Source organism: Acidovorax sp. JHL-9, assembly GCF_000426205.1.
GTDB classification, from domain to species: domain Bacteria; phylum Pseudomonadota; class Gammaproteobacteria; order Burkholderiales; family Burkholderiaceae_C; genus Acidovorax; species Acidovorax soli.
Map to the genome: position 1 here is coordinate 15,479 of NZ_AUEX01000010.1, position 22,481 is coordinate 37,959.

The window sequence follows — 22,481 nt, forward strand, 5'->3', positions numbered from 1 at the left end:
TGCCGTGCTGAACCTTGCCGAATACCGCCAGCGGCCCGCGTTGCTTGCCGATTGGCTTCCATGGGCGGGCCTTGTCGCGTCCGGCGTACTGCTGAACAAGGACGGTGCATTCCAGCGCACGGCGCACTTTCGTGGCCCCGACCTCGACAGCGCCACACAGGGCGAGCTGATCGCCACGTCGGCGCGGCTGAACAACGCGCTGCGCCGACTAGGGTCCGGCTGGGCGCTGTTCATCGAGGCTGAGCGTCGATCGGCGGCGGATTACCCGCACTCGGATTTCCCGGAACCGCTGTCCTGGCTGGTGGATGAGGAGCGCCGCGCAGCCTTCGAGGATTCGGGAAACCACTTCGAGAGTGCCTATCACCTGACACTGGTGTATCTACCGCCTGAGGAATCCCGTGCCCGAGCGGCGGGCCTGCTGTATGAGAACCGTCCCACCGAAGGCGTGGACTGGCGCGAGCGGCTGCGAGCCTTCATCTCGGAAACGGATCGCATCTTCGATCTGCTCGATGGCGTGATGCCGGAGATTGCCTGGCTCGATGACGGGCAGACGCTGACCTATCTGCACGCCACGGTTTCGACGCGTCGTTACCGCATCGGCGTGCCAGAAGTGCCGTTCCACCTTGACGCGCTGCTGGCCGATTCCGCCCTGATCGGTGGATTGACACCGATGCTGGGCGACCAGCACCTGCGCGTGGCGACGGTGCGCGGCTTTCCGACCTCGACCTGGCCGGGGATTCTGGACGATCTCAACCGACTCGGCTTTGCCTATCGCTGGTCAACCCGGTTCTTGTGCCTCGACAAAGCCGACGCCGAAAAAGAACTCGCCCGTCTGCGCCGCCAGTGGTTCGCCAAGCGCAAAAACGTGGTGGCGCTGTTGCGTGAAACCATCTTCCAGCAGGAATCGCCGCTGGTCGATACCGACGCCAGTAACAAGGCGGCCGACGCGGATGCCGCCTTGCAGGAGCTGGGCGACGACCAAGTGGCCTTTGGCTACGTCACCGCCACGTTGACGGTGCTGGATGCTGCCCCCGCTGTGGCCGACGAGAAGCTGCGCATGGTGGAACGCGTCATTCAAGGACGCGGGTTCGTGACGATCCCCGAGACATTGAACGCGGTCGATGCCTGGCTGTCTTCAATCCCTGGTAATGCCTACGCCAATGTCCGCCAGCCCATCGTCTCGACGCTGAACTTGGCGCACATGATGCCGGTGTCCGCCGTATGGGCCGGGCTGGAGAAGAATGCGCATCTCGATGGCCCGCCGCTGATCGTGACCCGCACCGAGGGCGCGACACCGTTCCGGCTGGTCACGCACATCGGCGACGTGGGACACACGCTGGTGGCTGGCCCGACTGGCATGGGCAAATCGGTGCTACTCGCCACGCTGGCGATGCAGTTCCGACGCTATTCCGGCTCGCGGATCTTTGCCTTCGACATGGGGCGCTCGATGCGCGCCACCATCCTGGGCCTGGGCGGCGAGCACTACGACCTGGGGGCCGATGGAGAAATCGCCTTCCAGCCGCTCGCCCGCATCGACCGCGAAGGCTACCGCACCTGGGCAGCCGAATGGGTCGAAGGCCGCTTGCGACATGAAGGCGTGGCCATCGGCCCGGACGAGAAAGCCGCGATCTGGTCGGCACTGGGGAGTCTCGCCGGCGCGCCGCTGGAGCAGCGCACGATGACTGGTCTTTCGGTATTACTGCAATCGAACGCGCTGCGCCAGGCGCTCGCACCCTACGTGCTGAGCGGAGCGCACGGGAAGCTGCTAGACGCGGATTCGGATCGCCTGGGCTCCGGTACTGTGCAGTGCTTCGAGATGGAGGAACTGATGCACAGCAAGGCCGCTGTCATGGCCGTTCTGCATTACCTCTTTGCCCGCTTTGATGAACGCTTCGACGGTGCGCCAACGCTGCTGATCCTCGACGAAGCGTGGCTGTTCCTCGATGACCCGGTGTTTGCCGCGCGCATCCGTCAATGGCTCAAGACGCTGCGCAAAAAGAACGTCAGCGTCATCTTCGCCACGCAGTCGCTGGCCGACATCAAGGATTCGACCATCGCGCCCGCGATCATCGAAAGCTGCGCCAGCCGCATCTTTCTGCCCAACCCGCAGGCGACCGAGCCGCAGATTCGCGCCATCTACGAAGGCTTCGGGCTGAACTCGCGCCAGATCGAGATCGTGGCGACGGCAGTGCCGAAGCGCGACTATTACTACCAATCCCGCCTAGGCAATCGGCTGTTCGACCTCGACCTGGGGGCGGCCACGCTGGCCTTCGCGGGTGCATCGAAGCCGCAGGACCAGCGCGACATGGACGCGGTGCTCGCTGCGACCTCTTCGACGTCCTCCGCATTCGCAGCCGCCTGGCTGCGCCATCGCGGCCTGCATTGGGCCGCTGACTTGTTGCCTTCGTTTCCGTCCCCCCACCCACAGGAGAACCGATCATGAAAAAGCGTCTTCTCGCCGCCGCCGTCTCGGCCATGCTTTGCGCGGCGACGACTGCCTATGCACAAAGGGTCGTGATTGATCCTACGAACCTCGTGCAGAACACACTCACGGCCATCCGTACGCTGGAGCAGATCAACAACCAGATCCAGCAGCTCCAGAACGAAGCGCAGATGCTGATGAACCAGGCGCGCAACCTGGCCAGCCTGCCGTCCAGCGTGGTCGGTCAGTTGCGCGCAAACCTGGCGACCACCCAGCGGCTGATCGCGCAGGCCAAGGGCCTGGCCTACGACGTGACGAGCATCGACCGCGAGTTCGCGCGCCTGTACCCCGAGCAGTACGCCGCCACCGTCAGCGGCGACCAGATGTACCGCGACGCCCAGGAGCGTTGGAAGAACACGCTCAACGGCTTGCAGACCACGATGAAGATGCAGGCCCAGGCATCGCAGAACTTGAGCGATGACGAAAGCGTGTTGGCCGACCTGGTGAGTAAGAGCCAGTCAGCGGAAGGTGCTCTGCAGGCGATGCAGGCCATGAACCAGTTGCTGGCCCTGCAGGCCAAGCAGTCCATCCAGACGCAGCGGTTGCAGATCACGCAGGGTCGCGCGGCTTCGCTTGAGCTGGCGCGGCAGGCCGCTGCCGTCGAGCGTGGCCGCGAGGTGACGCAGCGTTTTCTGGGCGAGGGCACGCCGTACACGCCGCAGCCCGTGAACTTCTACAGTCGCTGACAGGTGCGGGCCATGAACGACGTTTCCGTGATCGACCGCTTCCTCGATGTCTTCTCGCGCTACATCGACTCGGGCTTTGGGCTGCTGCAAGGCGAAGTGGCGTTCCTGACCGCCACGCTGATCGTCATCGACATGACGCTCGCCGGGCTGTTCTGGGCGATGGGCCATGCCACCGGGCAGGGCGAGGACGTGATCGCGAAGCTGATCCGCAAGGTGCTTTACGTCGGCGCCTTCGCCTACATCATCGGCAATTTCAACACGCTGGCGGGCGTCCTGTTTCGTTCGTTCACCGGCCTGGGCCTGACGGCCAGCGGCTCAACCTTGAGCATGGGCAACTTCCTGCAACCGGGGCGGCTGGCCAAGGTCGGTATCGACGCCGGGGCGCCGATCCTCGACCAGATTAGGGAGCTTGCGGGATTCCCGGAGGTGTTCATCCACATCGCGCCCATCGTTGTGCTGTTCCTCGCCTGGATCGTGGTCATCGTCAGTTTCTTCGTGTTGGCGGTGCAGCTCTTCGTCACGCTGATCGAGTTCAAGCTGACTACGCTGGCGGGCTTCGTACTGGTGCCATTCGCGCTGTGGAACAAGACGGCGTTCCTTGCCGAGAAGGTCTTGGGTAATGTGGTGTCTTCGGGCATCAAGGTGCTGGTGCTCGCCGTTATCGTGGGCATCGGCTCGGGACTGTTCGCCGAGTTCAATATACCGGCCGGCTCCGAGCCCTCCATCGACCAGGCGCTGGTCATCATGCTGGCCTCGCTGTCCATGCTGGCCCTGGGCATCTTCGGGCCGGGCATCGCGACCGGATTGGTATCCGGTGGACCGCAGCTCGGCGCGGGCGCGATGGCCGGTGCTGCCATCGGCGCGGCCGGAGCCGCTGTCGCAGTCGGTGCCGCAGCTTCTGGCGTTGGTAGTGCCGTGGCCGCCGGGGCACGCATGGCCCCGGCAGCCGCGAGAGCAGCAGCCAGTGGTGCGCGTTCGATGGCATCGAACGCCAGCAGTGCCAAGTCCGCATACCAGGCTGGTTCAGCTTCGGCCGGTGGCGGCCTCAAGGGCGCTGCCGCTGGCCTGGGCAATGTCGCCAAGACCGGGGCGCAGGCAGCAGGGCAGAAGGTGGCCGATGGAGCGCGCTCGCTCAAGGAGCGTGCTGCCTCTGCCTTGCGGCCCGATGACGCTATGACGGCATCCGGGGCCGGTGCTGCAGCCCAGGGCACAAGCGATGCCGCAGCGTCACCCACATCCACCGAACAACCCGCTTGGGCCAAACGCCTGCATCGCAGGCAACAAATCACCCATGCCGCCACGACCGCCGCCCACACGCTACGCGGCGGCGACGCCGGTAGCTCCAGTCAAGGCCCGAGTCTGCGTAGTCCTGACGATTGAAAGGAGAACTTCCCATGCGATTCAAACGACCTCAGGTGCGCTACGCCGATACGCCGCAGCCTGCCACTCCCTACCAATTCGCGGCCCAGGTCTGGGATGAGCGCATTGGCTCAGCCCGCGTGCAGGCCAAGAACTGGCGGCTGATGGCTTTTGGCTGTCTTGCGCTCGCGTTGCTGATGACGGGCGGCCTGGTCTGGCGCTCGGCGCAGTCCATCGTGACGCCTTACGTCATCGAGGTGGACAACGCGGGCCAAGTGCGGACCGTCGGCGAAGCCGCCACGCCGTACCGACCCAACGATGCGCAGATCGCGTACCACCTGGGCCGCTTCATCGGCCTGGTGCGCTCGCTGTCCATCGACCCCATCGTCGTGCGCCAGAACTGGCTGGATGCCTACGACTACACCACCGACAAGGGGGCGGCTGGGCTCAACGAGTACGCCCGCACCAATGACCCGTTCGCGCGCATCGGCAAGGAGTCGGTGACGGTGCAGATCAGCAGCGTGACCCGCGCCAGCGACACGTCGTTCAACGTGCGCTGGACGGAGCAGCGCTTTGTCAACGGTGCACTGGATCGCACCGAGCGCTGGAACGCGGTGATTTCCACCGTGCTGCAAGCCCCGCGCACCGAGCAGCGCCTGCGCAAGAACCCCTTGGGCATCTACGTCAACGGCCTGTCGTGGAGCCGAGAACTGGAAGCGAACGAAGGAGCCAAACCATGAATGATGTTTTCCGTAAATCCGCTTTGCCGGTGATTTTGTTGGCTTCGGCCTTGTTGTTCTCGGGCTGCGCCACGCAGGGCAAGCCACCGCCGACCATTTCGCTCGATGAGCCGGTGCAGGCACAGCCGCTGCCGGAGCCGCCCAATCCGGTGGATGTGGTCACGGTTCCCGAGCCGCTGGCGCTTCCAGCGCAGTTGAAGCCGCTGCCCGAGGGCGAGGGCGCCAAGCCAGCGCCGGAGCCCACTGACGAGAAAGTCCGGGTATCGCGTGCGAACGCCGAAGCCCGCATCGCGCCCACGCGTGAGGGCTACGTCAATGCGATCCAGGTCTGGCCCTTCACCGATGGCGCGCTGTACCAGGTCTATGCGGCTGTGGGCCGCGTGACCGTGATCGCGCTCCAGCCGGGCGAGGAGCTGGTGACGGTGGCCGCCGGCGATACGGTGCGCTGGATCGTCGGAGACACGTCGAGCGGCAGCGGCGATGCGCTGCGCGTCAATGTGATGGTCAAACCGATCCGCTCAGGGTTGAAGACCAATCTGGTCATCACCACCAGCCGGCGCACCTATCTGCTGGAGTTGACATCGACCGACAAAACGTGGATGGCTTCGGTGTCCTGGGAGTATCCGAAGGACAAGATGCTGGCCTTGCAGCGCCAGGCACAGGCGGCCAGCGCCGCCACGCCGGTCGATACCGGCCTGTCGCTGGACAAGATCCGCTTCCGCTACGCAGTCAGCGGCAGTAATCCGCCGTGGAAGCCGCTACGCGCCTTTGACGACGGTGAAAAGGTCTATATCCAGTTTCCGCAAGGCATCGCCCAGGGCGAGCTGCCGCCGTTGTTCGTCATCGGCGCGCAGGGCGATGGGCAATTGGTGAACTACCGCTTTCGCACACCGTACTACATCGTGGATCGCCTGTTTGGCGCGGCAGAACTGCGCTTGGGCGGCGGAAAAGGAAGTGGTGGAGGCGACGTGGTGCGGATCGAGCGCACGGATGGCGCGCGGAGGAATTGACCATGAACCAGGACGACTCTCCTGATCTTGCCCCGCAAGCGGGCAAGGTGGCGCCCGATCCTGTGGCGCTGCGCGCCCAGCCGCGCCCGGTCACGCGCCTGAACCGGCGCACGCTGGCCATCCTCACCGGCGGCCTTTCGGTCGCCGTGCTCGGGGCCACGATCTGGTCACTGCAGCCGCACCGGCGCGGCGCGGGCGAGCAGACCGAGCTGTACAACGTGGATCGGGTCTCGAAGTCCGAAGGGCTGGATGGGTTGCCGGCCGACTACTCGAAGCTGCCGCCAAAGGTGCCCGAGCTGGGGCCGCCGTTGCCGGGCGATCTTGGCCCTGCTATCGTGAAGTCGCAGCAGCCGGTGACGCCCACCTATGCGCCGCCGGGCCATGATCCCGAAGATGCCTTGCGCAAGGAAGCCGATGCGGCGGCGGCTTCGTCGGTGTTCTTCCGCTCGGGCAAGCCAGGGCAGACCGCTGGCGCGGCCGTGCAGGCAACGCCCGGTGCGCCCGGCATGGGCAACGCCTTGGCGGCCTTTGACCCGCTGGCCGCTGGCCCGGCCTCGACGGCGGCACAGCCGGCCGACCCGACTGCCACGCAGAACCGGCAAGATCAGAAGGAGGCGTTCCTGAAAGCCGGTTCTACGGAAACGCGCAATTCAGGGAATCTCCAGATGCCGGCCTCACCGTACCAGGTCATGGCAGGGACGGTGATCGCTGCGGCGTTGGTAACGGGCATCAAGTCCGATCTGCCGGGCGACGTGATCGCCACGGTGACGGAGCCGGTCTACGACACGGCCACCGGCAAGTTCCTGCTGATCCCGCAGGGATCGCGCATCCTGGGCCGATATAACAGCCAGGTCAGCTACGGCCAGAGTCGTGTGCAGATGGTGTGGAACCGAATCATCCTGCCGGATACGTCCTCGCTGACGCTGGACAACCTTGTCGGCACTGATCCGGCGGGCTATGCCGGCGTGGAGGACGAGGTTGACCGGCACTGGGGCCGCATCCTGGCCGGCGCGGCGCTGACCACGCTGCTGGGCGTGGGGGCCGAGCTGGCCGCGCCGGAGAACCGGCAGGACGGCAACCGCATCATCATCGCCGGGCGCGACGGCTTGCAGGACAGCGTGAACCAGGTGGGCCAGGAGATGACCCGACGCAACATGAACATCCAGCCGACGCTGACGGCGCGACCGGGGTTGCCGGTGCGCATCATCGTCAATAAGGATGTCGCCCTTCGGCCCTACCAACCACTCTTTCTTCAGCGCGGAGGTGCCCGATGAACACGAGCAGAAAATTGCGGCTTGGGCCGCTCCCGAAACTGGAGTCCACGAAGGTGACCTTCACATGCCCGGCCAGCTTGAAAGCAGACCTCGACCGCTACGCCTCGATGCACGCGCAAACCTATGGCAAAGCGGTCGATGTGGCGACGTTGATCCCGCACATGCTCGAAGCATTCATGGCTGGGGATCGGGGGTTCAGGAAAGCCAATGCAATCGAGTTAATCGGACGCAAGCCTTCTGGAGTGAATCAAAGAGGATCGAATACAGGTCAACCATCCAGCTAAAAACCCGTTCCCGCTTTCGCAGGAACGGTTTTTGAGTTGGTGCCCGGGGCCGGAATCGAACCGGCATGACCGTGAGGTCGAGGGATTTTCTTACCACTTCGACTTTCGCCGCCAGCGTGAACGCTGTTCGTGGTCTGGAGCACGCCTTCACCATAGCCTTGCGGCCGTAGGTGCCCGCCGTCTGCTCTCTACACCTTCCCACGAACCTTTAGATTCAGGGCTTGGCTCGGCGTTGGCTCGGACGTTTGCGCATCCAGGGCGTTCACCGAATTTGACGGGCTTCACCTTCGGAGTTTCCTCCGGAGGGCTCAAATTTTTCAAGTCCCTTGTGTCTACCAATTTCACCACTCGGGCTGGCTTGCCTCGTTACCGAGGCCATTTTCGCACGGCTACTGCCGAGCTTGCTCTAACTGTACCGCTCGCTTGGCCCCTGGCTGGCTCCTAGCCGTCCAAGGGACCAACTCGGAAGCAATGCCTGGAGGCTTGAAACCCGCGCCATTGCTAGCTTTTCGGCCTATTCTCTCGTGATGGAAAAGACTTGACAAAGGAGGTTTTAAGTCCGCAGTGTCTACCAATTTCACCATCGGGGCGCCGGCTGCCCAACGCACACCTGCATCGCAGCGTAACCCGGGGCACGCGGACACGCAATGCCCCTGTCGTATCCAGTGAGGGCCATGCCGGCACCGCCAACATATCGCCATCACCAAGAAAAAAGGGAAGCCGAAGCTTCCCTTGCATATCTGGAGCGGGAAAAGAGTCTCGAACTCTCGACCTCAACCTTGGCAAGGTTGCGCTCTACCAACTGAGCTATTCCCGCATTTACTTTTGCACTCTTCAGTCACCTTCAGTGTGCATCAGCAATTCTCAAATTATAGCGCCATTTTCTGCCTCTCCGGCGAACTCGGAGAAATTTTCAGAAAAACACTTCTCTGACTCCACCGAACCGAACCGACAAAAAAGGCCCCGAAGGACCTTGATCCACTGGTCTGAACCAATGGTGTTCTGGAGGCGCGGTCCGGAGTCGAACCGGACTAACCGGATTTGCAATCCGGGGCATAACCGCTTTGCTACCGCGCCAGAAAATCACGCTTCCCTGACAAAAAAGGGAAGCATTTGCTTCCCTTTTTTTGGAAATTGGAGCGGGAAAAGAGTCTCGAACTCTCGACCTCAACCTTGGCAAGGTTGCGCTCTACCAACTGAGCTATTCCCGCATTTTACCGAAGCCTCACATTGTACAACGTTTGCTGCGATGGAATGAATTGTAGCGCAATTTTCGGGGTGCGCCAGCAATTTTTGCATCAATGTTTCAATGGATCGGCGTTGGCCACGCCCCCGGCTGATTTTTCTGCAGCCGACGCCACCACCACGGCCGCTTCTTCTTCGCTCAAGGCGACAGGTTTGCGCTCCAACGCCACTTCCAGCACCTTGTCGATCCACTTGACCGGCACGATCTCCAGCCCGCTTTTCACGTTGTCCGGGATCTCCTGCAGGTCTTTGACGTTCTCTTCCGGGATCAACACGGTCTTGATGCCGCCGCGCAAAGCAGCCAGCAATTTCTCCTTGAGCCCGCCAATTGCCGTCACCTCGCCGCGCAGGGTGATTTCCCCCGTCATGGCCACATCGCCGCGCACCGGAATTCCCGTGAGCGCCGATACGAACGCAGTGGTCATGGCGGCACCTGCGCTGGGGCCATCCTTGGGCGTCGCGCCATCGGGCACGTGGATGTGGATGTCGCGCTTTTCGAAAGCTTCATCCTTGATGCCCAGCATGCGCGCGCGGCTGCGCACCACCGTGCGGGCGGCCTCGACGGACTCTTTCATCACGTCGCCCAGCGACCCCGTTCGGGTAATGACGCCCTTGCCCGGCATGGTGGCCGCCTCGATGGTGAGAAGATCGCCGCCCACTTCCGTCCATGCCAGCCCGACCACCTGGCCGATCTGGTTCTGCTGCTCCGCACGGCCATAGGTGTACTTTCGCACACCCAGAAAGTCGGGCAGGTTGTCCTCATTCACCACCACCTGCGGGGTCAGCTTCTTCAGCTGCAGCCCCTTCACCACCTTGCGGCAGATCTTGGAGAGTTCACGCTCCAGCGAGCGCACCCCGGCCTCGCGGGTGTAGTAGCGCACCATGTCGCGCACGGCGGCTTCGGTGATGAGGAGTTCTTCAGCCTTCACACCATTGTTCTTGAACTGCTTGGGCAGCAGATACTTCATGGCAATGCTGGTTTTTTCGTCTTCGGTGTAACCCGACAGTCGAATCACCTCCATGCGATCGAGCAAGGCTGGCGGAATGTTCATGGAGTTGGATGTCGCCACGAACATGACGTCGCTCAGGTCGAAGTCGACCTCCACGTAATGGTCGCCAAAGGTATGGTTCTGTTCGGGATCCAGCACTTCCAGCAGTGCGCTCGACGGGTCACCCCGGAAATCAGTGCCCAGCTTGTCGATTTCATCCAGCAGGAACAGCGGATTGCGCACCCCCACCTTGCCCAGGCTCTGCAACACCTTGCCGGGCATGGCACCGATGTAGGTGCGGCGGTGCCCGCGGATTTCCGCCTCATCGCGCATGCCGCCCAGCGCCATGCGCACATACTTGCGCCCGGTGGCTTTGGCAATCGACTGCCCCAGCGAGGTCTTGCCCACGCCCGGTGGCCCCACCAGGCAAAGGATGGGCGCCTTGACCTTGTCCACACGCTGCTGCACCGCAAGGTATTCAAGGATGCGGTCCTTGACCTTGTCGAGGCCGAAATGGTCTTCATTGAGCACTGTTTCGGCATTGCCGAGGTCGTGCTTGATCTTGCTCTTCTTGCTCCAGGGCAGGCCCGTGAGCACATCGATATAGCTGCGCACCACCGTAGCCTCGGCCGACATGGGTGACATCAGCTTGAGCTTCTTGAACTCGGCCTCTGCTTTCTTGCGGGCCTCTGCCGGCATCTTGGCCAGCTTGATCTTCTTTTCAATCTCTTCTACGTCGGCGCCCTCTTCCCCTTCACCGAGCTCCTTCTGGATGGCCTTGACCTGCTCGTTGAGATAGAAGTCGCGCTGGTTCTTTTCCATCTGGCGCTTCACGCGCCCACGGATCTTCTTGTCGACATTCAGGATGTCCACTTCACGGTCCAGCTGCTCGAACAGGTTCTCGAGGCGTGCCTTGACGTCGGAAAGATCCAGCACCACCTGCTTGTTTTCCAGTTTCAGGGGCAGATGCGCGGCGATGGTATCGGCCAAGCGGCCAGGATCGTCGATGCTGGAGATCGAGGTCAGTATCTCGGGTGGAATCTTCTTGTTGAGCTTGACGTATTGGTCAAACTGCTGCATCACGGCGCGGCGAAGCGCCTCGATTTCACTGGATTTGTGCTTTTCCTGGTCCTGCTCGACAGGTGCCACGGTGGCCGTGAAGTGCGTCTCGGCATCCGCAATGGATGTCACCAGGGCACGCTGCTGACCCTCTACAAGCACCTTGACGGTACCGTCGGGCAGCTTGAGCATCTGCAGGATGGTGGACACGCAACCCACATCAAACATGTCTTCGACCGACGGTTCATCCTTGGCCGCAGCCTTCTGGGCCACGAGCATGATGCGGCGGTCGGACTCCATGGCCAACTCCAGCGCCTTGATGCTTTTGGGGCGTCCCACGAACAGCGGGATGACCATGTGGGGGAATACCACCACGTCGCGCAGTGGCAACAGCGGCAGATCAATGGGGGTGGCTGGCAGGGGGTTATGTCCGGACATGGAAATCCTCAAAGTGCTCTGTGGAATATGGTCCACATGTGGGGATTTTCAACCCTTGCGCGCAGCCGCGCTGTTGCAAGGGTTGATGATTCGGGGGTCGCAGCATGGCGCCCGCTCCGGGCTTCTCAAGCCTTCTTGGCGGCCTCGCGGTACACCAGCAAAGGAGGCTTGTTTTCTTCGATGGTGGATTCGTCCAACACCACTTTCTCGACGTTGCTGGTGTTGGGCAGGTCAAACATGGTTCCGATCAGCGCTTGCTCCAGGATGGAGCGCAGGCCGCGGGCCCCTGTCTTGCGTGCCAGCGCCTTGCGGGCAATGGCCTTCAGGGCTGTCGGGCGAATCTCCAGATCCACGCCCTCCATGGCCAGCAGCTTGCTGTACTGCTTGACCAGCGCATTCTTGGGCTCGGTCAGGATCTGCACCAGCGCGTCTTCGCTCAGTTCGGCCAGGGCCGTCACGACGGGCATGCGCCCCACCAGTTCGGGAATCAGGCCAAACTTGATCAGGTCTTCGGGCTCGATCTCGGTGAACACCTCGGACAGCGAGCGCTGCTTCTTGCTCTTGACCGAGGCGCCGAAGCCGATGCCCGAGGCTTCGGTGCGGTTTTCGATGACCTTTTCCAGCCCGGCGAACGCGCCGCCGCAGATGAACAGGATGTTGGTCGTGTCGATCTGCAGGAAATCCTGGTTCGGATGCTTGCGCCCACCCTGGGGCGGGACGCTGGCCATGGTGCCTTCGATGAGCTTGAGCAGCGCCTGCTGCACGCCCTCACCCGACACGTCGCGCGTGATGCTGGGGTTGTCCGACTTGCGCGATATCTTGTCGATTTCGTCGATATAGACAATGCCGCGCTGGGCACGCTCGACTTCGTAGTTGCAGCTTTGCAGCAGCTTCTGAACGATGTTCTCGACGTCCTCGCCTACATAGCCTGCCTCCGTCAGCGTGGTGGCGTCGGCCATGACGAAGGGCACGTCCAGCATGCGCGCCAGGGTTTGCGCCAGCAGTGTCTTGCCCGAACCCGTGGGGCCGATCAGCAAAATATTGCTCTTGGCAAGTTCCACATCATCCTTGTGGGCCTTGTCCTTGTGGCGCAGACGCTTGTAGTGGTTGTAGACCGCCACCGCCAGCGTGCGTTTGGCCTGGTCCTGACCAATGACATAGTTATCAAGATTCTTCTTGATTTCCACCGGCGTGGGCAGATTGCTACGCCCTTCACGCGCCAGATCACCGGCTGGAAGCTCATCGCGGATGATCTCGTTGCACAGGTCAATGCACTCGTCGCAGATAAAGACCGACGGGCCGGCGATCAGCTTCTTCACTTCATGCTGGCTTTTGCCGCAAAAAGAGCAGTAAAGGGTTTTTTCGCTGGAAGAGCCTTTTTTCTCGGCCATGGGGGCAATGCCTTGTTTCGGAAAGTTGTCGGGATGATAACCAAATAAAAAACGGCGTCTTCCCTTTGGGAAAACGCCGCGCGGCCACCAGGGGCCGACTCAGGAGCGCTTGTGAATCACCTGGTCGATGATGCCGTAATCCTTGGCTTCGTCGGCCGTGAGGAAGTAGTCGCGCTCGGTGTCTGCCTTGACCTTTTCCAGCGACTGGCCCGTGCGCTCGGCCAGGATGCGGTTCATCTGGTCCTTGGTGCGCAGGATGTCGCGCGCATGGATCTCGATGTCGGTAGCCTGACCGCGCGCGCCGCCGAGCACCTGATGGATCATGACCTTGGAGTTGGGCAGCGAAAAGCGCTTGCCCTTGGCACCGGCGGCCAGCAGGAATGCGCCCATGCTGGCAGCGAAGCCCACGCACAGGGTGGAGACATCCGGCTTGATGAACTGCATGGTGTCGTAGATCGACATGCCAGCCGTCACGCTGCCGCCGGGGGAGTTGATATAGAAAGAAATATCCTTTTCAGGGTTTTCACTTTCCAGAAACAGCAACTGAGCCACCACCAGATTGGCCGTCTGGTCATTGACCTCGCCCACCAGGAAAATGACGCGCTCCTTCAGCAGGCGCGAATAGATGTCATAGGACCGCTCACCGCGGCCCGACTGCTCGATAACCATGGGGACCATGCCCAAGCCTTGTGTTTCCAGTGCGCTCATTGTTTCTCCAGTCAAGCAGATACTGTATCCAGAAATGAATTGGGGCCTGTGCACAAAAGCACAAGCCCCTGATGGGTGGCTACCGCGAGATCATCCGCAAGGAACGCGCTCCCGATGGCCCGGCCTCAGCCCTGGCCCATCAGCTCGTCGAACGACACCGCCTTGTCAACGACCTTGGCCTTGCCCAGAACGAAATCGGTCACATTGTTTTCGATGACGACCGCCTCGACTTCGGCCAGACGCTGGCGGTCGCCAAAGTACCAGCGCACCACGTCTTCGGGCTTCTCGTAGCTGGCAGCCAGCTCGTCGATATGGGCCTTGAGCTGCTCGGGCTTGGCGTGCAGTTCGTTGGCGCGCACCAGTTCGGCCACCACCAGGCCCAGACGCACGCGGCGCTCAGCCTGGGGGCGGAACACGTCTTCCGGAATTTCCGCCTTGTCAGCGTCCTTGATGCCGCGCTGCTTGAGCTCGGCACGGGCACCTTCCAGCAGGCGGGCGATTTCAGCCTGCACGCTGGCATTGGGCAGGTCGAGTTCGGCCTTGGCGACCAGGGCGTCCATGACGGCTGCCTTGTTGCGGGCCAGCAGGCGGAACTTGACTTCACGCTCCAGGTTCTTCTTGATGTCGGCGCGCAGGCCTTCCACCGAGCCATCAGCAATGCCCAGCGACTTGGCCAGGGCATCGTTCACTTCGGGCAGGTGGGCCGCTTCGATCTTCTTGATGGTGACCAGGAAGTCGGCGGTCTTGCCGGCAACATCCTTGCCGTGGTAGTCGGCGGGGAATGCCAGGGGGAAGGTCTTGCTTTCGCCCGACTTCATGCCGCGCACGGCATCTTCGAATTCCTTGAGCATCTGGCCTTCGCCCACCAGGAACTGGAAGTCTTCGGCCTTGCCGCCATCAAATGGCTCGCCATCGATCTTGCCTTCGAAGTCCACGGTCACGCGGTCGCCGTCCTGTGCCGCAGCGTCGATGGCGCGCTGGGCAAAGCTGCGACGCTGCTTGCGCAGGATGTCGATGGTCTTGTCGATGGCGGCATCGGTCACTTCGGCCGACAGTTTTTCCACTTCCGCATCCGCCAGCTCACCGATCTTGACTTCGGGGAACACCTCGAAGATGGCGTCGAACGTGACCTGGCCTTCGGGCGCACCTTCCTTTTCGGTGATGCGCGGCTGGCCGGCCACGCGCAGCTTGGCTTCGTTGGCCGCCACGGCGAAAGCCTCGCCCACCTTGTCGTTCAGCACTTCGTACTGCACCGAGTAGCCGTAGCGCTGGGTGACGACGTTCATGGGCACCTTGCCAGGACGGAAACCGTCCATTTTCACGGTGCGGGCCAGGCGCTTCAGACGGGAATCGACTTCGGTCTGGATGGTGGTCAGGGGCAGGCTCAGCGTGATCTTGCGCTCGAGCTTTTCAAGGGTTTCAACAGTAACGGACATCGCTCTTCCTCTTATGAATGTGGATCGTGCTGGCTGCAGCGCAGCGGCGCCGTGTTCCGCAAAGTCTCACATGGGTGGTGCGCGGGGGGGGACTCGAACCCCCACACCATTGCTGGCGTCAGGACCTAAACCTGGTGCGTCTACCAATTTCGCCACCCGCGCGGTTCTACAAACAAACAGGCGGCAAGCTGGGCTGCCGCCTGTGTGAAATCGGTCAACCTTCTATTTTACCCTGATGCGGCAGGCGCTTTGAATCCCGGCGCTCATGCCAGCTCGGGAACCGGGCGCCGCACCCGGAACCAGGCGGCATACATGGCTGGCAGGGCCAGCAAGGTCAGCACCGTGGCCACGACGAGCCCGCCCATGATGGCCACGGCCATCGGCCCCCAGAACACGCTGCGCGACAGCGGAATCATGGCCAGCACGGCGGCAGCGGCCGTGAGCACGATGGGGCGCAAGCGCCGCACCGCCGACTCCACGATGGCATCCCAGGCCGGCACGCCCCGGGCGCGGTCCTGCTCGATCTGGTCGATCAGGATCACCGAGTTGCGCTGGATCATGCCCATGAGCGCGATCACGCCCAGCAGCGCCACGAAACCGAACGGACGATTGAGCAGCAGCAGCGCTGCCGCCACACCCGCCAGCCCCAGCGGCCCGGTCAGGAACACCAGCATCGCGCGGCTGAAGCTGTGCAGCTGCAGCATCAGCAGCGTGAAGGTGATGAACAGCATGATCGGAATGCCCGCCGCAATCGACGCCGAGCCTTTGGAGCTCTCCTCCACGGCGCCCGCCACCTCGATGCGATAGCCCGCTTGCCCTGCAGTGCGCCACTTCGCCTCCATCTCCTTGAGGGACGGCAGCAGCGCCGCCGTCACGGTGGCACCTTGCAAGCCTTCGGTCACATCGCCTTGCACGGTGATGGCGTAGTCGCGGTTCTCGCGCCACATCACGCCGGGTTCCCAGGTGAACACGGGCTTGGCGATCTGCGTGAGCGGAATCGACTTGCCCGAGGCCGTGGGCAGGTAGGCGTTGGCGATGTCGGTGATGGCGTTGCGCTCATCCAGCGGCTGGCGCAGCACAATGTCGATGAGCTTGTCGCCCTCGCGGAACTGGCCCACTTGCGTGCCCGACAGGATGGCCTTGGACGCCTGGGCGATGGACTGGCTGGTCACGCCCAGTGCGCGCGCCTTGGCCTGGTCCACTTCCAGGCGCAGCACCTTCACGGACTCGTTCCAGTTGTCGTTCACGCCACGCATGTTGGGGCTCTGGCGCAGCTGCGCCTTGACCTCGTCTGCGCGCTCGCGCAGCACCAGCGGGTCGGGCCCCACCACGCGGAACTGCACGGGATACGGCACCGGCGGGCCGTTGGGCAGCAGCTTGACGCGGCCGCGCACCTCCGGAAACTCTTTCGCCAGCAATTCAGGCAGCGCCACCCGCAGGGATTCGCGCACCTTCAGATCCTGCGACAGCACGATGAACTGCGACACGTTGGTCTGCGGGAACACCTGGTCCAGCGGCAGGTAGAACCGCGGCACGCCCGACCCCACCCAGGCGCTCACGGTGCTGACGCCCGGCTCGGAGAGCAGGCGCTGCTCCACGCGCTTGGTGACTTCTTCGTTGCCCGCAAAAGAGGTGCCTTCGGGGAACCAGATGTCCACCAGGATCTCGGGGCGGCTGGAATCCGGGAAGAACTGCTGCTGCACCTTGCCCATGCCCGCAATGCCCAGCGCAAAGGTCAGCACCGTGGCGCCGATGGTCAGCCAGCGGTGCTCCACGCACCAATGCACCAGCCGACGGAAGGCGGTGTAGAACGGGCTGTCGAACACCTCGTGCGGATCGTCGGTAATGCCCTGGCTGGCCTGCGCCGCGAGCACATGGGGCGGCACCTTGAGCAGCAGCGTGCCCAGGTAGGGCACAAAATACACCGACACGATCCAGCTGAGCACCAGCGCAATCACCGTGACGGCAAAGATGGCGAACGTGTACTCGCCGGTCATGGATTTGGCGATGCCGATGGGCAAAAACCCGGCCGCCGTGATCAGCGTACCCGTGAGCATGGGCATGGCGGTGAGCTCATAGGCAAATGTGGCGGCGCGCACCTTGTCGTAGCCCTCTTCGAGCTTGAGCACCATCATCTCGACCGCAATGATGGCGTCGTCCACCAGCAGACCGAGCGCAATGATCAGCGAACCCAGCGAAATCTTGTGCAGGCCGATATTCCAGTACCACATGGCCAGGAAAGTCACAGCCAGCACCATGGGGATGGTGATGCCCACCACCAGGCCGGGGCGCGGGTCGATGTACCAGCGTTTCCACAGCGGCTGGTTGCCGGGGCGCTTGTGCAGCCCCAGACTGACGAAGCTCACCACCAGCACGATGACCACGGCCTCGATCAGCACCTTGACGAACTCATTCACGGAGCTGGCCACCGCCTTGGGCTGGTCCTGCACGTTGACCAGCTTCACCCCCGCTGGCAGCCTGGCACCAATGCGGTCGGTGGCTGCGTGCAGTGCCTTGCCCAGCGCAATGATGTCCCCGCCCTTGGCCATGGAAACGCCCAGCGCGATCACCTCCTGCCCCTGGTGGCGCACCTTCACGGTGGCCGGGTCCACATAGCCGCGTTGGACTTCGGCAATGTCCGACAGGCGCAGCTGCGCACCCGACGGCCCCCGGATCGGCATGGCGCGCAGGTCTTCAATGGCGTTGAACTGCCCTCCCACCCGCACCTGCACCTGGTCCTGGGGGGTCTGGAAGGCGCCGGCACTCTCCACCGCGTTTTGCTGCCCCAGCTGGGCCAGCACCTGGCTCATGTCCAGGCCCAGTTGGGCCAGGCGCTTCTGCGAGATCTCGATGAACAGCTTTTCGTCCTGCACGCCAAACAGCTCGACCTTGGCCACATCGGGCACGCGCAGCAGCTGCTGGCGCGCATCGTCGGCAAAGGTTTTCAGTTCGGCATAGCTGAAGCCTTCGGATTCGAGCGCATAGATCACGCCATACACATCGCCAAAATCATCGTTGAAGAAAGGCCCCTGGATGCCACCGGGCAGGGTGTAGCGCATGTCGCCCACCTTCTTGCGCACGGTGTACCAGACGTTGGCCACCTCGCTGGCCTTGGACGAGTCCTTGATCTGAAAGATGATCTGCGACTCGCCGGGCTTCGAATAGCTGCGGATCTTGTCGGCGTACGGCACCTCCTGCAGCGTGCGCTCGATCTTGTCGGTCACCTGCTCGGCCACCTGCTGCGCCGTGGCACCCGGCCAGTAGGTGCGCACCACCATGGCCCGGAACGTAAAGGGCGGGTCTTCATCCTGCCCCAGCTGGAAATAGGCGGCGAAGCCCAGCAGCATCAGCACCACCATGAGGTAGCGGGTGAGCGCCGGGTGGTCGAGCGCCCATTTGGAGAGGTTGAACCCCTCTTTGGGTTGTCGTCGGGTCATGGCCTGCCTTACTTTGCGGAAGAGGCTGCAGCCGCCGCAGAGGCAGCAGGCACCGGAGGAATCGCTGCTGAATTCGCAGCCGTTTGCGCTTCAGGCACGGGGGCAACAACCACTTTTGGCCGATAAACCATGACCTTCTGCCCCGGCGAGAGCACATGCACCCCCGTGGCCACCACCTGCATGCCGGGCGCCAGGCCCGACGCCACCACGGCGTCGTTGCCATCGGCCGTGGCAATCTGCACCACCTGCGAGCGCACCGTGCTGGTGGCCGGGTCATACACCCACACCGCCGTGGCCTGCCCCTCCTGGCGCAACGCGCTGGTGGGCAGCTTGATGGCCGCAACACCCGCGTGGCTCAAGGCCTTGGGCGTGACATACACCGTGGCGCCCAGGGCCGGCGCATCGCTGCCTTCCAGCGCCACCTTGACCTGGTAGGTGCGCGTGGCCGCATCAGCGCTGGCCGCCACCTCGCGCACACGGCCCGCCAGCGGCGCGCCGCCCGACCAGCCACGCACTGCCACATCCTGGCCGCGCGCGATGTGCGCCACCTTGTCTTCGGGCACGGCAAACACCACATCGCGCGGGCCGTCCTGTGCAATGCGCACCACGGGCGTGCCCGCTGCCACCACCTGGCCCGGCTCGGCCTCGATGCCCGTGACCACGCCCGACACATCGGCCACCAGCGTGGTGTAACCGGCCTGATTGCCTTGCGAAGACAGCTGCGCGCGCGCCTGGTCCAGCGTGGCCTGCGCGGCTTGGAGCGTGGCCTCGCGGCGCTCCAGCTCGGCGCCGCTGATGAAGTTCTGTTCCTTCAGGGCCTGGTAGCGCCTGAAGTCGGCCGCCGCCAGATCACGCTGCGTGGTCGCCGCTGCCAGTTGTGCACGCGCGGCATCTGCCGCCAACTGGTAATCGCGTGGATCAAGTTGCGCCAGCACCTGCCCGGCCTTCACCCGCTGGCCCAGTTCGGCCTGGCGCTGCACAATTTTGCCCGCCACCCGAAAGCCCAGGCGCGATTCCACGCGCGCGCGCACCTCGCCCGCATATTCCAGGCTGGACTGCAGCGCCCCCACGCCCACCGTGAGCAACTTCACCGCGCGCACGGGCTCCTCGGGCGGCGCCGGCCGGGAACAGGCCACCAGCGAGGCGGCAGAGACAACAAGAAACAAAGACCGCAGCGAATGCCGCCGGGTGAAGGGTGTGCGCATGGGACATCCGGGGTAAGAACGGCAGCTGCCCCGCACCCATGCGACGACGATCACAGCGCCGCCCCATGTGCTCCCATGTTTTCAGCGGGACAAGGCAACCAAACCGCAAATTTTACTGACTGACCGGTTAGTAATCTAGAGGGACACCCTGACAATGTCAAGCGACAATCCCGCCTGTGAATCAACGCCCGCACTCTCCTGACCCTGATACTGCCGCTGCACCACAGCCGACCGCGCCGGTGGTGGCCGCACCCGTCACGCACTACGAGAACTTCCCGGTGGCCTCGTTGCTGTGCCCGCCCCACCTGCGCCAGCCCATTGCCGCCATCTACGCCTTCGCCCGCACGGCAGACGACCTGGCCGACGAAGGCGACGCCACGCCCACCCAGCGCCTGGCCGACCTGGCCGCCTACCGTGCCGAACTGGCCCGCGTGGCCGCAGGCCAGCCCCCCGCGGCGCCCTGGACCGCCGTGTTTGGCCCGCTGCAGGCCGTACTGCGCCAGCACCAGCTGCCGGTGCCGCTGCTTGACGACCTGCTCAGCGCCTTCATCCAGGACGTGGAAAAAACCCGCGACGCCCAGGGCTACACCGACCGCGCCGAGCTGCTCGACTATTGCCGCCGTTCCGCCAACCCCGTCGGCCGCCTGCTGCTGCACCTGTATGGCGTGACCGGCGCACAGGCGCTGCAAGCAAGCGACGCCATCTGCACCGCCCTGCAGCTCATCAACTTCTGGCAAGACCTGAGCGTGGACATCCCCCGCGGCCGCCACTACCTGCCCCACGCCGACTGCGCCCGCCACCGCGCCGACCCGGCCGACCTGCAGGCGCTGCGCAGCACCCCCGACAACGCGCGCCTGATTGCCGACTGCGCCCGCTGGGCCCGCACCAGCATGCAAAGCGGCACCCCCCTGGTCCACCGCCTGCCCGGCCGCGCGGGCTGGGAGCTGCGCCTGGTGGTGCAAGGCGGCCTGCGCATCCTCGACAAGGTCGATGCCCTGCAAGGCGGCAGCCTGCACACGCGCCCCAAGCTCCACGCCTGGGACTGGGGCCTGATGCTGGGCCGCGCGCTGGCAATGTAAGAAAGATTCATGGGCGGCAAGGCGATCTGACACGGGGTGCGCCTTGGTCAAACGGCTTGAAGCCAAAACAGCCACAATGGCTTACTACATAAGCACCAGAAGCTATTAAATATGAAGCAATCAACCTGCCAGCCGCCATGGTTGCAGCACAGGCGGTGCGTGGTGGGCAGGGATTGCGCGCATGCTGCAGGCCCGCCGTCCGATTAGCCTCGCCACCATGACCACCTCTCCCCTCTCCGTCAGCGTTTTCGACCTCTTCAAGATCGGCATCGGCCCCTCCAGCTCGCACACCGTGGGGCCCATGATTGCCGCGCGGCAATTCGCCTGCCACCTGCAGGCCAGCGTGGGCCTGGCGGCGGTGCATGGCGTCACGGTGGAACTGTTCGGCTCGCTCTCGGCCACCGGCGTGGGCCACGGCACGGACCGCGCCGTGCTGCTGGGCCTGGCCGGGCACGAGCCCGACCGCATCGATCCCGAGCTGATCGCGCCCGCCATTGCGCAGATCCGCGGCAGCGGCACGCTGGCGCTGCTGGGCACGCACACCGTGCCCTTCATCGAAAAAGAGCAGCTGCTGTTTCGCCGCAAAAGCCTGCCGCTGCACCCCAACGGCATGTGCTTTCACGCCTTCAACGCGCAGGGCGCAGAGATCGCGGTGCGCGAGTACTACTCGGTGGGTGGCGGCTTCGTGATCGATGCCACCGGCGAGCGCGTGCTCAACCTGGCCGCCGGCGCCGCTGCCGATGCCGACACAGCCGGTCACGGCCGTGGCCTGCCCTACCCGTTCCGCACCGGCGCCGAGCTGCTGGCCCAGTGCCAGGCCACCGGCCTCACCCCCGCCCAGCTCATGGCCGCCAACGAAGAGCACTGGCGCAGTGCCGCCGCAGTGCGCCGCCAGCTCCTGGCCATCTGGCAGACCATGGCCGGCGCCGTGCAGCGCGGCTGCGCCAGCACCGGCAACCTGCCCGGCCCCCTGCATGTGCGCCGCCGCGCCGCAGAGCTGCACAAAAACCTGCGCAGCCACCCCGAGGCCTCCCTGCGCGACCCGCTGGCCATGCTCGACTGGGTGAACCTGTACGCCATGGCCGTCAACGAAGAAAACGCCGCCGGCGGCCGCGTGGTCACTGCCCCCACCAACGGCGCCGCGGGCGTCATCCCCGCCGTGCTGCACTACTACGTCAACTTCCTGCAAGGCGGCGTCAAGACCAACGAGGACGGCATCGCCAGCTTTTTGCTCACCGCCGGCGCCATCGGCATCATCTACAAGGAAAACGCCTCGCTCTCGGGCGCCGAGGTGGGCTGCCAGGGCGAGGTGGGCGTGGCCTGCTCCATGGCCGCCGGCGCCCTGGCCGCCGTGATGGGCGGCACACCCGAGCAGATCGAGAACGCCGCCGAGATCGGCATGGAGCACAACCTGGGCATGACCTGCGACCCCGTGGGCGGCCTGGTGCAGATCCCCTGCATCGAACGCAACGCCATGGGCGCCATCAAGGCCATCAACGCCGCCCGCATGGCCCTGCGCGGCGACGGCCAGCATGTGGTCTCGCTCGACAAGGTCATCAAGACCATGATGCAGACCGGCGCCGACATGAAGGTGAAGTACAAGGAAACCTCGCGCGGCGGGCTGGCGGTGAACGTGGTGGAGTGCTGAAGCGCTTCAGA

The 22,481-nt window shown here is 63.9% G+C and carries 15 protein-coding genes and 4 tRNA genes; 9 read left to right on the forward strand and 10 right to left on the reverse strand.

The genetic code is table 11. From position 1 onward, the window contains the following. The first annotated feature begins 4 nt into the window (after positions 1-4). Genes trbE through K225_RS0108115 form a run of 7 tightly spaced genes read left to right on the forward strand, consistent with a single transcriptional unit; the run spans position 5 to position 7,835 of the window. Positions 5-2,443, forward strand: a complete 2,439-nt coding sequence (gene trbE / locus K225_RS0108085) for a conjugal transfer protein TrbE (protein ID WP_024815641.1) — start codon at positions 5-7, stop codon at positions 2,441-2,443. After that, complete coding sequence (gene trbJ / locus K225_RS0108090; RefSeq protein WP_026435924.1) at positions 2,440-3,168, forward strand: P-type conjugative transfer protein TrbJ; 729 nt, start codon at positions 2,440-2,442, stop codon at positions 3,166-3,168. Before trbE ends, trbJ begins: the two co-directional genes overlap by 4 nt. Before the next feature lie 12 nt (positions 3,169-3,180). Beyond that, entirely contained in the window at positions 3,181-4,548 is a 1,368-nt protein-coding gene (gene trbL, locus K225_RS0108095; RefSeq protein WP_026435925.1) for a P-type conjugative transfer protein TrbL, read from the forward strand. Positions 4,549-4,562: 14 nt separating this feature from the next. After that, positions 4,563-5,267 (forward strand): conjugal transfer protein TrbF, encoded by a 705-nt coding sequence (gene trbF, locus K225_RS0108100; protein ID WP_026435926.1) that lies wholly within the window; start codon positions 4,563-4,565, stop codon positions 5,265-5,267. Continuing rightward, entirely contained in the window at positions 5,264-6,277 is a 1,014-nt protein-coding gene (gene trbG, locus K225_RS0108105) for a P-type conjugative transfer protein TrbG (RefSeq protein ID WP_026435927.1), read from the forward strand. Before trbF ends, trbG begins: the two co-directional genes overlap by 4 nt. Positions 6,278-6,279: 2 nt before the next feature. Continuing rightward, positions 6,280-7,551 (forward strand): TrbI/VirB10 family protein, encoded by a 1,272-nt coding sequence (locus K225_RS0108110; RefSeq protein ID WP_026435928.1) that lies wholly within the window; start codon positions 6,280-6,282, stop codon positions 7,549-7,551. After that, a complete protein-coding gene (locus K225_RS0108115; protein WP_026435929.1) occupies positions 7,548-7,835 on the forward strand; it encodes a DUF2274 domain-containing protein in 288 nt (95 codons plus the stop codon). Before K225_RS0108110 ends, K225_RS0108115 begins: the two co-directional genes overlap by 4 nt. Positions 7,836-8,576: 741 nt before the next feature. On the opposite strand, the gene K225_RS0108120 is transcribed toward K225_RS0108115, so the two are convergent. From K225_RS0108120 to K225_RS0108165, 10 genes are all read right to left on the reverse strand, one after another. Continuing rightward, positions 8,577-8,652, reverse strand: a tRNA-Gly gene (locus K225_RS0108120). Between the two features lie 186 nt (positions 8,653-8,838). Further along, a tRNA-Cys gene (locus tag K225_RS0108125) sits at positions 8,839-8,912 on the reverse strand. Positions 8,913-8,970: 58 nt separating this feature from the next. After that, positions 8,971-9,046, reverse strand: a tRNA-Gly gene (locus K225_RS0108130). Positions 9,047-9,133: 87 nt separating this feature from the next. Continuing rightward, entirely contained in the window at positions 9,134-11,566 is a 2,433-nt protein-coding gene (lon, locus tag K225_RS0108135) for an endopeptidase La (RefSeq protein WP_026435930.1), read from the reverse strand. Between the two features lie 125 nt (positions 11,567-11,691). Next, the gene (gene clpX, locus K225_RS0108140; protein WP_026435931.1) at positions 11,692-12,957 is read right to left on the reverse strand and encodes an ATP-dependent Clp protease ATP-binding subunit ClpX; all 1,266 of its coding nucleotides are present in this window, start codon (positions 12,955-12,957) and stop codon (positions 11,692-11,694) included. Between the two features lie 99 nt (positions 12,958-13,056). Then, the gene (clpP, locus tag K225_RS0108145; protein ID WP_026435932.1) at positions 13,057-13,665 is read right to left on the reverse strand and encodes an ATP-dependent Clp endopeptidase proteolytic subunit ClpP; all 609 of its coding nucleotides are present in this window, start codon (positions 13,663-13,665) and stop codon (positions 13,057-13,059) included. A 125-nt stretch (positions 13,666-13,790) separates the two neighbouring features. Next, entirely contained in the window at positions 13,791-15,101 is a 1,311-nt protein-coding gene (tig, locus tag K225_RS0108150) for a trigger factor (protein WP_026435933.1), read from the reverse strand. A gap of 75 nt (positions 15,102-15,176) precedes the next feature. Further along, positions 15,177-15,263 (reverse strand) — tRNA-Leu (locus tag K225_RS0108155). Between the two features lie 101 nt (positions 15,264-15,364). Beyond that, positions 15,365-18,538, reverse strand: coding sequence for an efflux RND transporter permease subunit (locus tag K225_RS0108160; protein ID WP_026435934.1), 3,174 nt, complete (start codon positions 18,536-18,538; stop codon positions 15,365-15,367). 8 nt (positions 18,539-18,546) lie between these two features. Beyond that, complete coding sequence (locus K225_RS0108165; RefSeq protein WP_051248787.1) at positions 18,547-19,743, reverse strand: efflux RND transporter periplasmic adaptor subunit; 1,197 nt, start codon at positions 19,741-19,743, stop codon at positions 18,547-18,549. A gap of 176 nt (positions 19,744-19,919) precedes the next feature. Between K225_RS0108165 and hpnC the strand changes: the two genes are divergently transcribed. Beyond that, positions 19,920-20,822: a squalene synthase HpnC gene (hpnC, locus tag K225_RS0108170; protein WP_051248789.1), complete on the forward strand. Its 903-nt coding sequence runs from the start codon at positions 19,920-19,922 to the stop codon at positions 20,820-20,822. Between the two features lie 217 nt (positions 20,823-21,039). Next, the gene (locus tag K225_RS0108175) at positions 21,040-22,470 is read left to right on the forward strand and encodes an L-serine ammonia-lyase (RefSeq protein ID WP_034712155.1); all 1,431 of its coding nucleotides are present in this window, start codon (positions 21,040-21,042) and stop codon (positions 22,468-22,470) included. Positions 22,471-22,481 lie beyond the last annotated feature (11 nt).